This window comes from Phenylobacterium conjunctum (assembly GCF_042679085.1).
In the GTDB taxonomy this organism is placed as follows: domain Bacteria; phylum Pseudomonadota; class Alphaproteobacteria; order Caulobacterales; family Caulobacteraceae; genus Phenylobacterium; species Phenylobacterium conjunctum.
On sequence record NZ_JBHTLQ010000032.1, the window covers coordinates 36,673 to 46,324 of the forward strand.

Below are 9,652 nucleotides of genomic sequence, written 5' to 3' on the forward strand. Positions count from 1 at the left end.
GGATGTGCGGGTGGGCGGTGTTCGTGTGGTTTGTGTGGTTCGTGGAGCTAGATTGACGGGATCCCCAGCACGCCCCGCAACCGCGTCTCCAAGCCCGGCCGGTCCTTAAGGTCGCACTCCCAGACCGTCTCCACCCGCCAGCCCGACGCTTCGAGCGCCTCGCGGTTGCGCACGTCCCGCGCCCGGTTGCGGTCCACCTTGGCGACCCAGTAGTCGCGGTTGGCCTTGGGAACCCGCGCCCCGCGGGCGCAGTCGTGCCCATGCCAGAAGCAGCCGTGGACGAAGACGGCGAGCCTGCGCCCCGGCAACACGATGTCCGGGGAGCCCGGCAGGTCCTTGCGGTGCAGCCGATAGCGGGCGCCTAAGGCCGTCAGGACCTTGCGCACCGCCATTTCCGGCGTGGTGTCCTTGCCCTTGACCTGGCGCATCACCGCCGAGCGCTTCTCCGGCGGGTAGACGTCGGTCATCGGAGCCGATCCTTGGGGCTCAGAGCCCTTCGAACAGGGCCGTCGACAGGTAGCGTTCTGCGAAGCTGGGGATGATCGCCACCACCACCTTGCCGGCCATCTCGTCGCGCGAGGCGACGTCGAAGGCCGCCGTCAGGGCCGCGCCGGAGGAAATGCCCACGGGGATGCCTTCCTCGGCCGCCACTCGGCGGGCCATGGCGAAGGCGTCGTCGTTGGTCACCTGGACGATCTCGTCCATCACCCCACGGTCGAGGACCGAGGGCACAAAGCCCGCGCCGATGCCCTGGATCTTGTGCGGGGCGGGCGAGCCGCCGGACAGCACCGGCGAGGAGGCCGGCTCCACCGCGATCATCTTCACGCTGGGCTTGCGGGCCTTCAGCACCTGGCCGATGCCGGTGATGGTGCCGCCGGTGCCGACGCCGGAGATCACCGCATCCACCCGGCCCTCGGTGTCGTTCCAGATCTCCTCGGCGGTGGAGACCCGGTGGATCAGCGGGTTGGCCGGGTTGTCGAACTGCTGCGGCATGACGGCGCCGGGAATGGCGTCGACCAGTTCCTTGGCGCGGGCCACAGCGCCGGCCATGCCGCGCTCGGGCGGGGTCAGCTCCAGCTTGGCGCCCAGCAGCAGCAGCATCTTGCGGCGCTCGATGGACATGCTCTCGGGCATGCACAGGATCAGCTTGTAGCCCTTGGACGCGGCGACGAAGGCCAGCGCGATGCCGGTGTTGCCGCTGGTCGGCTCGACAATGGTCGAGCCCGGCTTCAGATGGCCCGCGACCTCCAGGCTCTCGATCAGCGAGACGCCGATCCGGTCCTTCACCGAACTGATCGGGTTGAAGAACTCCAGCTTGGCCAGCACCGTGCCCTTGGGCTTCAGCGCCTTGGTCAGGTTGGGCAGGGCCACCAGGGGCGTGTCGCCGATGGTGTCGACGATCGAGTCGTAGATCTTGCCCCGGCCAGCGCGCTTATAGCGGGCGGCGTCGTAGGCGTTGGCGGCGGAGTCGGCCATGGCGTGCAGTCCCAATGAGATCTTGAGCCTGCGAACTTAGGCCTCCGGGCCGGATTTGGAAGGGTCTTCCTGTGGCCGAGCTTTATAGCTTTTCTATGGGCTAGGCCGCCGCGTCGGCCCGCTGGTCCGCCGCCAGCAGGGGCTCCAGCAAGGTCTCGGCCAGCCAGCGCACCGCCGGAACCGCCACCCCGTCGCCGCAGACATGCAGGGCCGAGGTCGCCGCCTTGGGCAGGCGATAGGTCTCCGGCAGCCCCATCAGCCGCGCCCCTTCACGGCCGCTGATCAGCCGGGTCCGCACCTTGCCCTCGTCCACCACCACCAGGGTCTGGCGCGAGGAGCCGCCGCGCGGCGTGCGCAGACAGCCGGCGAGGCCGTCGAACCGTGCTTCCGCCCGCTGGACCTTGACCCCGTTCTCCACTCGCATCCGCCGGAACAGCCCGCCCGCCGCCCGGCCGCCGGCGGCCCGCAGCTGCTCGATCCGCGCCCGGTGCAGGGGCGACATCAGGGCCAGGAGCTCGGCGGTCTTCTGCGGCGGATGCCAGTCGGCGCCCGCATCCGGATCCAGCAGGTCGGCCAGCTGGGCGTTGCGGCGCAGGGGCGCCTCGCCGCGCCACCAGATCCAGCCGGCGGCCAGGTCGGCCGGCAGCCGGTCGTGCGCCTCACGCACCGCCCGCGTCTGGAACGGACTGTCGCCTTGCAGGGCTTCGGGCACGGCCTCACGGGTCGCGATGACGAAAACCCGGGGCCGCGACTGGGGCAGGAAGGCCGCCGCGTCGATCTCCAGCGCCCCGAACCGATAGCCCTGCGAGGCCAGCGCCCGGCACAGGGCGGTGAAGTCCGCTCCGCCGTGCGAGGTGAACAGGCCCACCACATTCTCAACGACGATGGTGCGCGGTGCGCGGCCCTCGGCGACGAGGGCCTCCATCAGTTTCCAGAAGCCGAAGAAGGCCGATGACCGGCCGCCCTTCAGCCCCGCCCGCGCGCCCGCCAGGCTGAAGTCCTGGCAGGGCGACGAGGCCCAGGCCAGGTCCGCCTGGCCCGGCAAGTCGGAGGGCTCCAGCTTCCAGACATCGCCCTCGACAAAGTGCTCGGCGGCGTCGGCGAAGTTGTCGCGATAGGTTCGGGCCTTCACCGGATCAAAGTCGTTGGCGAAGGCGCAGGTCCAGGCCTCGCCCAGGCCCAGGCGCGCCATGCCGCCGCCGGCGAAGAATTCGTAGAAGCTCAGGCGGTGGTTCCGACTCATCCCGATCAAGATTAGCCTATGCCGGCCGGATCGAAAGGACGCCGCCATGAGGATGTTGGCCCTGCTGCTCGTCGCCGCAGCCCTCAGCGCCTGCCAGCCCCAGGCCCCCGACGGCGCGCCGGCCCCGCCCCCGGCCGATGCGCCGGCGGGGAGTCAGTTCTAAACAACCAGGTCCGTAGTTGCCGGGCTTGAGAACTACCCCGCCCCGAGTTGCACCGTGGCGATCTGGGATTGGGCGGCGGCCTTGCCGGCGTGCGGGACCGGCAACATCAGGCCTACCGCGATCGCGGCGAGGGCCAGGGCGGCCATGAAGGCTTTCAGCGCCATGTTGAGGGTCCTCCGAACCCTTCGTCCGCGCCCAGACTGGGGCGCCCATAGTTAAGGTTCCGAAAAGCCCGCCATAGATTTCCAGGGTCGCGCGCCTGGACCCGTCCGCCCGACGCGGGTCATAAGCCCGCCCATGCATCCGTCTCTGGACCAGGCCCGGGAGATTCTGCGCCGCACCTTCGGCCACGCCGAGTTCCGGGGCCTGCAGGCCCAGGTGATCACCGAGGCCCTGGAGGGCCGCAGCGCCTTGGCCGTGCTGCCCACCGGCGGCGGCAAGAGCGTCTGCTATCAGATTCCCGCCATGCTGCGGCCAGGCCTCGGCCTGGTGGTCTCGCCGCTGATCGCCCTGATGGCCGACCAGGTGGCGGGCCTGACCCAGTCCGGCGTCGCCGCCGCCCGGCTGGATTCCAATGTCGAGCCCCGCGAGCGGGCCGAAACCTGGTCCCGGATCGAGGCCGGCGAGCTCGACCTGCTCTATGTCTCGCCCGAAGGCCTGATGCAGCCCTGGATGCTGGAGCGGCTGTCGCGCACGCCCCTGTCCCTGATCGCCATCGACGAGGCCCACTGCGTCAGCCAGTGGGGCCATGACTTCCGCCCCGAGTACCGCATGCTCGGCCGACTGGCGGAGATGTATCCCGATGCGCCGCGCCTGGCGGTCACCGCCACGGCGGACAACCGGACCCGCGAGGACATCCGCGCCGAGCTGCGCCTCAAGGACTGCGCCGAGTTCGTGGCCAGCTTCGCCCGACCCGAGCTGATCCTGTCGGCGGAGCGTAAGCGCGGCGCCGGCCACAAGCGGGTGATGGAGCTGGTCCAGGCGAGGCCCAACCGCTCCGGCGTGGTCTATGCCGGCTCCCGCGACAGCGCCGACAAGCTGGCCGAGGCCCTGCGCCAGGCCGGCGCCCCGGCGCTCGCCTACCACGCCGGCCTCGATAAGGCGGTCCGGGCCGAGCGGCTGGAGAAATTCCTCGAGGCCGACGAGGCGGTGATGGTGGCGACCATCGCCTTCGGCATGGGCGTCGACAAACCCGACGTGCGCTATGTGATCCACGCTGATCCCCCCGGCTCCATCGAGGCTTATTGGCAGGAGATCGGCCGGGCCGGCCGCGATGGCGAACCCGCCGAGGGCATCACCCTCTATGGCGCCGCCGACATGGCCTGGGCGTTCCGCCGCCTGGACGGCCGCGAGGTGGACGACGAGGTCAAGCAGGTCCAGGGCCGCAAGATCCGCCAGCTCTACGCCATGCTGGACGGGACCGCCTGCCGCGCCGCCGCCGTCCGCCGCTATTTCGGCGAGGAGGGCGTGGCGCCCTGCGGCCAGTGCGACGTCTGCCTGGGCCAGATCGAAACCCTCGACGCCACCCAGGCGGCGCAAAAGGCCCTGTCCGCCGTCCACCGCCTGGGCGGCCGGTTCGGGCGCGGCCGGCTGATCGACCACCTGCTGGGCAAGACCAAGGACCCGTCCGCCTTCGAGGCCGGCCTGTCGACCTTCGGCGTCGGCCAGGAGCTGTCCGCCGACGGCTGGCGCGACCTGGTGGACCAGCTGCTGTTCGACGGCCTGCTGCGCGAGGATCCCAATGACGGCCGCCCCTTGATCGGGCTGGGCGACGCCGCCGAGGTGCGCAAGGTCTATCGCGGCGAACGCGAGGTCGCCCTGCGCAAGGGCGCCGAGCCCAAGGAGGCCCGCCGCCCCCGCCGCAAGGTGCGCGAGGACGCCATCATGGACGCCCGCCACCAGCCGGTGTTCGAGGCGCTTCGCACGTGGAGGAGGGACGAGGCGGCCCGCCAGCACCTGCCGCCCTATGTGATCTTCCACGACCGCACCCTGGCCGAGATCGCCGTGCGCCGCCCCGGCGGCCTGTCAGACCTGGCCGCCATCTCCGGCGTCGGCGAAGGCAAGCTCGCCCGCTACGGCGCGGCGGTGATGGACGTTCTGAAGGGGTGGGACTAGGCCCCTCCGTCTAGGCCGCCCGCACGCCCTCGCCGGCCGCCGCCTCGCGCTGCAGGATGCAGCCGTACCAGCCGAGCCCGCGATAGGTCTCGTAGCCGGGGGTCAGGGCATAGCCCACCGTCGCCCCGTCGATGGCGTAGCTGCCCATGCTCACCGCGTCGCCGGGCAGGTGGAACACCTCCTCCAGCTCGCCCTTGCGGTCCGAGGAGGCCAATACCCGGCCCTTGTGGTCCAGCAGCATGATCCGCGAGCGGGCGGCTTCCTCGCCGGTCAGCCGCACCCCGTCGACCACCGCCTGGGCCTGGGGGCGCCAGTCGAAATGCACACCCAGCACGCCGACCGGCCGGCCCGTCGCCTTGCCGCCCTGGCGGATGGCGGTGGCGTAGGTGGCGACCGGCGCGCCAGCCAGGGCCGCCTCGCGGGCGACGTCACAGGCCACGAACTCATCGCCGGAGGCCGTGCGCATCGCCTGCTGGAACCAGGGCGCGGCGGCCACCGACAGGTCGCGGGTCGCCGCATACTTCTCCGGCCGGCCGGTGGCGACCACCCGGCCGCGGGCGTCACAGATCCACAGATCCAGATAGACGGTGTAGGCGTCGAGGATGACCTTCAGCCGGCTGGACGCATGGCGCGAAGCCTCCGGGCCGGGTTGGGCCACGCAGTCGACCACGGCGGAATCCGTCGCCCACCAGCGCACATCGCAGGTCCGCTCATAGAGGTTGCGGTCGATGATCTCGATGGCGTTGAGCGCCAAGTCGGCCAGCCGCTGGCCGCGCAGGTGACTGAGGATCGCGGCGCCCACCGCCGACAGCTCCCGCAGGTCGGCGCGGACCTGGGTCTCCATGCCGATCGCCACGTCGTCGATCTCGCTGGCGATCCGCTTGAACTCCTCGGCCACGATGGCGAAGGCCTTGCCCGCCTCGCCCGCCCGCGCCGCGGTGATCAGGGCGTTGATCGCCAGCATCTTGGCTTCGCGGTTGATGGTGGAGATCTCGCCGATCTTGGCGCCGGCCACCTTCGACAGGCGCTCCGACAGCTCCAGGATACGCTCGGGAACCAGACTGCCTTCCGCCTCGGCCACGCCGCACTCCAGGGGGCCGGACAGCCCCCATCACAGGTTGAACTCACATGTCGCGAGGCAAAGCTTAGGGGGCGGCGGGCGTAACGTCGAACGCCTGACAGCGCGGATGTTACCGGCGCCGTTACAACAGGCGGCGCGGCGGAGCGGCGCCCACCCGCCGGGCGCCTCTACGCACGGTTTCAATTTTCGCGTGCGACCCCTCGCCACACACCCAGGCTTGTTTCAGCCGGATCCGGCGTGGTCCGCGAGACCGGAGACGGCTGATTCGCCGCCGCCTCGACTCTGGATGGGCGTTTAGACGTCCACCTCGGCGTCCAGGGCGTTCTCCTGGATGAACTCGCGGCGGGGTTCGACCACGTCGCCCATCAGCCGGGCGAACAGGCCGTCGGCGTCCTCGGAGTGGTTCACCTTGACCTGCAGCAGGGTGCGGGCGTCGGCGTCCAGGGTGGTCTCCCACAGCTGCTCGGGGTTCATCTCGCCCAGCCCCTTATAGCGCTGGATCGACAGGCCCCGGCGGCCGGCTTCCATCACCGCGCCGAACAGGTCCAAGGGCCCGCGCACGGTGGTCGACCGGTCGCGCCGCAGGAAGGTCGCGGGCTTGGCGAAGGTGTCGGCCATGGCTGCGGCCCGCTCGGCCAGGCGCCGGGCGTCGGCGGCGTTGAGCAGCAGGTCGTCCAGCACCACGCGCTCGGTCACGCCGCGGCGGATCCGGGAGAAGGCGTAACCGCCGGCCGGCGCCGGCTCGCCCGACCAGTGGCCGTCGCCTTCCTCGGCGTAGAGGTCCAGGCGGGCCGCGGCCTTGGCCACGTCGCCGCCCTCGGCCAGCAGGCCGGCCAGGGCGGATTGCTCAATGGCGAAGGCCGGCGCCCGGGCCGACAGGCGCTCGATATTGGCCTTGGCGCCGCGGGCCTGCTGCACCAGGGCCAGGAGGTCCTGGCCGGTCAGGCGCTCGCCCGAGGCCAGGTCCAGGGTCGCGCCGTCGACGCCCTCGTCGATCAGGTAGGTCTCAAGCTCGGCGTCGTCCTTCAGGTAGCGGGCCGACTTGCCCTTGGACGCCTTATAGAGCGGCGGCTGGGCGATATAGAGATAGCCGCGCTCGATCACCGTCGGCATCTGCCGATAGAAGAAGGTCAGCAGCAGGGTGCGGATGTGCGCCCCGTCCACGTCGGCGTCGGTCATGATGACGATCTTGTGGTAGCGCAGCTTCTCGATGTCGAAGTCGTCGCGGCCGATCCCGGCGCCCAGCGCCGTGATCAGGGTGCCCACCTGGTCCGACGACAGCATCTTGTCGAACCGGGCCCGCTCCACGTTCAGGATCTTGCCGCGCAGGGGCAGGACCGCCTGGTTCTCGCGATTGCGCGCCTGCTTGGCCGAGCCGCCGGCCGAGTCACCCTCGACCAGGAACAGTTCGGACCGGGCCGGGTCCTTCTCCTGGCAGTCGGCGAGCTTGCCGGGCAGGGAGGTGATGTCCAGCGCCGACTTGCGCCGGGTCAGTTCGCGGGCCTTGCGCGCCGCTTCGCGGGCGGCGGCGGCTTCGGCGATCTTCTGGACGATCATCTTGGCTTCGGTGGGGTGTTCCTCGAACCAGGTGGCCAGGCCCTCGCTGACCAGGTTCTCCACCGCCGGGCGGACTTCCGAGGAGACCAGCTTGTCCTTGGTCTGAGATGAGAACTTGGGGTCCGGCACCTTGACCGACAGGACGCAGGTCAGGCCCTCACGGGCGTCTTCGCCGGAGACCGAAACCTTCTCGCGCTTGGTCGTGCCCGAGCTCTCCGCATAGCTGGAGATGATCCGGGTCAGCGCCGAACGGAACGCCGCCAGGTGGGTGCCGCCATCCCGCTGCGGGATGTTGTTGGTGAAACACAGGACGTTCTCGTGGTAGCCGTCGTTCCACCACAGGGACAGGTCCAGCTCCACCGTGTCGCGCTTGCCGCGGACCACGATGGGGGTCTTCATCAAGGGCGTCTTGGCCTTGTCGAGGTGGCGCACGAAGGCCTCGATGCCGCCCTCATAGTGCATGACCTCGACGAAGGGCTCGGCCTCGCGATGGTCCTTCAGCCAGATGGTCACGCCGGAGTTCAGGAAGGCCAGCTCACGCAGCCGGTGTTCCAGCGTCTTGCGGTCGAACTCGATGAACCGGAAAGTCTCGGTGGACGGCAGGAAGGTGACCTCGGTGCCGGTCAGGTACTCGCCGTTCTCGCGCCGGGGCGACTCGCCGATCACCTTCAGGGGCGAGACCGCGTCGCCGCGCCGGAACTCCATCTCGTGGGTCTGGCCGTTGCGGTGGATCTTCAGCTTCAGCCAGTCGGACAGGGCGTTCACCACCGAGACGCCCACCCCGTGCAGGCCGCCGGAGACCTTGTAGGAGTTCTGGTCGAACTTCCCGCCCGCGTGCAGCTGGGTCATGATGACCTCGGCCGCCGAGACGCCTTCGCCCTCGTGGATATCGGTGGGAATGCCGCGGCCGTCGTCGGTGACCGTGCAGGAGCCGTCAGCGTTGAGGATCACCTCGACGCGGGTGGCGTAGCCGGCCAGGGTCTCGTCGATGGCGTTGTCCACCACCTCATAGACCATGTGGTGCAGGCCAGACCCGTCGTCGGTGTCGCCGATGTACATGCCGGGACGCTTGCGCACCGCGTCCAGGCCCTTCAGCACCTTGATGGAGTCCGCGCCGTATTCCGCCGCGCCGCTCGTTTCGTGTTCTTCGCTCATTCGCCGTCCAGCATGGTCAGGGCCTGGCCGTCCACACGGACGCCTTGGGCGCGACCTTTCAGATCCTCGAAGAGGTGCTCGTCCGTGCCGGTCAGGAAGGCCTGGAGCCCGAGCGCCTCGATTTCGTCGAACAGCGCGGCCCGCCGGCGGCGGTCCAGATGCGCTGCGACTTCGTCCAACAGCAATATAGGGTTTGGCGCTGATTCTGCACGCGAAAGACGCGCGCCCTGGGCCAGAACAAGGTTCAGAATCAGGGCTTTCTGCTCGCCCGTGGAGCATTCGGCGGCGGGGCGGTCCTTTTCGGCGTGGATCACCTCCAGATCCCCTCGATGGGGGCCGGTCAGGGAGCGTCCCGCCGCCGCATCCCGCTCCCGCGCCGAGGCCAGAGCCCGGGCCAGTCGGCCCTCGATTTCGGCGAAATCCAGCCCCTCGCCGGCCATCCGCTCCCAGTCGCCGGTCAGGGTCATGCGGGCCTGGGGGAAGGGCCGCTCGCCCCGGCTGTCGATCTCGGCCTGCAGGGCGGCCAGGGTGCGCGCCCGCGCATCGGCCATCAGTGTCCCGGCCTCGGCCATCCGCGCCTCCAGGGCCGTCAACCAGGCCGCGTCCGCAGGCCCGTCAGTCAGCAGGCGCAGCCGCTCGCGCATGGATTTCTCATAGGCGCTGGCGTGGGCCGCGTGGGTCGGCTCGGCGGCGAACACCAGGCGGTCGAAGAACCGGCGCCGATCGCCGGCCCCCTCCAGGAACAGCCGATCCTGGGCCGGGGTCAGCCAGACCTGGCGCTGATGGTCGGCCAGCCGGCCCGGCGGCACGGTCTCGCCCTCCAGCCGCACGACCCGGCGCGCGGCGCCGGCGCTCTCGACCC

At 70.4% G+C, this 9,652-nt stretch carries 8 protein-coding genes; 1 reads left to right on the top strand and 7 read right to left on the bottom strand.

Going from position 1 to position 9,652, the window contains the following annotated elements:
* Positions 1 to 47: 47 nt before the first annotated feature.
* The 4 genes from ACFQ27_RS13965 to ACFQ27_RS13980 form a co-directional block, all read right to left on the bottom strand.
* Positions 48 to 467 carry a very short patch repair endonuclease gene (locus ACFQ27_RS13965; RefSeq protein WP_377354012.1) on the bottom strand — a complete coding sequence of 140 codons (420 nt, stop codon included), beginning with the start codon at positions 465 to 467 and terminating at the stop codon, positions 48 to 50.
* A 19-nt stretch (positions 468 to 486) separates the two neighbouring features.
* Positions 487 to 1,476: a cysteine synthase A gene (gene cysK / locus ACFQ27_RS13970; protein WP_374343715.1), complete on the bottom strand. Its 990-nt coding sequence runs from the start codon at positions 1,474 to 1,476 to the stop codon at positions 487 to 489.
* Positions 1,477 to 1,576: 100 nt separating this feature from the next.
* On the bottom strand, positions 1,577 to 2,719 hold the full coding sequence (locus ACFQ27_RS13975; RefSeq protein ID WP_377354014.1) for a DNA cytosine methyltransferase: 1,143 nt from the start codon (positions 2,717 to 2,719) through the stop codon (positions 1,577 to 1,579).
* 195 nt (positions 2,720 to 2,914) lie between these two features.
* A complete protein-coding gene (locus ACFQ27_RS13980) occupies positions 2,915 to 3,046 on the bottom strand; it encodes a hypothetical protein (protein WP_374343719.1) in 132 nt (43 codons plus the stop codon).
* 133 nt (positions 3,047 to 3,179) lie between these two features.
* Here ACFQ27_RS13980 and recQ point away from each other — a divergent pair, with 133 nt between their 5' ends.
* A complete protein-coding gene (recQ, locus tag ACFQ27_RS13985) occupies positions 3,180 to 4,997 on the top strand; it encodes a DNA helicase RecQ (RefSeq protein WP_377354016.1) in 1,818 nt (605 codons plus the stop codon).
* A gap of 10 nt (positions 4,998 to 5,007) precedes the next feature.
* Here recQ and ACFQ27_RS13990 read toward each other — a convergent pair whose 3' ends face one another.
* The 3 genes from ACFQ27_RS13990 to ACFQ27_RS14000 form a co-directional block, all read right to left on the bottom strand.
* A complete protein-coding gene (locus ACFQ27_RS13990; RefSeq protein WP_377354017.1) occupies positions 5,008 to 6,078 on the bottom strand; it encodes a methyl-accepting chemotaxis protein in 1,071 nt (356 codons plus the stop codon).
* A 294-nt stretch (positions 6,079 to 6,372) separates the two neighbouring features.
* Positions 6,373 to 8,790, bottom strand: a complete 2,418-nt coding sequence (gene gyrB / locus ACFQ27_RS13995; protein ID WP_374343725.1) for a DNA topoisomerase (ATP-hydrolyzing) subunit B — start codon at positions 8,788 to 8,790, stop codon at positions 6,373 to 6,375.
* The coding region (locus ACFQ27_RS14000) for a DNA replication and repair protein RecF (protein ID WP_377354019.1) at positions 8,787 to 9,652 on the bottom strand (866 nt) is incomplete at its 5' end. The genes ACFQ27_RS14000 and gyrB, both read right to left, overlap by 4 nt.

Coding starts and splice junctions, on each gene's coding strand:
- ACFQ27_RS13975 (WP_377354014.1), bottom strand. CDS start 2,719: ATGAGTCGGAACCACCGCCTGAGCTTCTACGAATTCTTCGCCGGCGGC.
- ACFQ27_RS13965 (WP_377354012.1), bottom strand. CDS start 467: ATGACCGACGTCTACCCGCCGGAGAAGCGCTCGGCGGTGATGCGCCAG.
- gyrB (WP_374343725.1), bottom strand. CDS start 8,790: ATGAGCGAAGAACACGAAACGAGCGGCGCGGCGGAATACGGCGCGGAC.
- recQ (WP_377354016.1), top strand. CDS start 3,180: ATGCATCCGTCTCTGGACCAGGCCCGGGAGATTCTGCGCCGCACCTTC.
- cysK (WP_374343715.1), bottom strand. CDS start 1,476: ATGGCCGACTCCGCCGCCAACGCCTACGACGCCGCCCGCTATAAGCGC.
- ACFQ27_RS13980 (WP_374343719.1), bottom strand. CDS start 3,046: ATGGCGCTGAAAGCCTTCATGGCCGCCCTGGCCCTCGCCGCGATCGCG.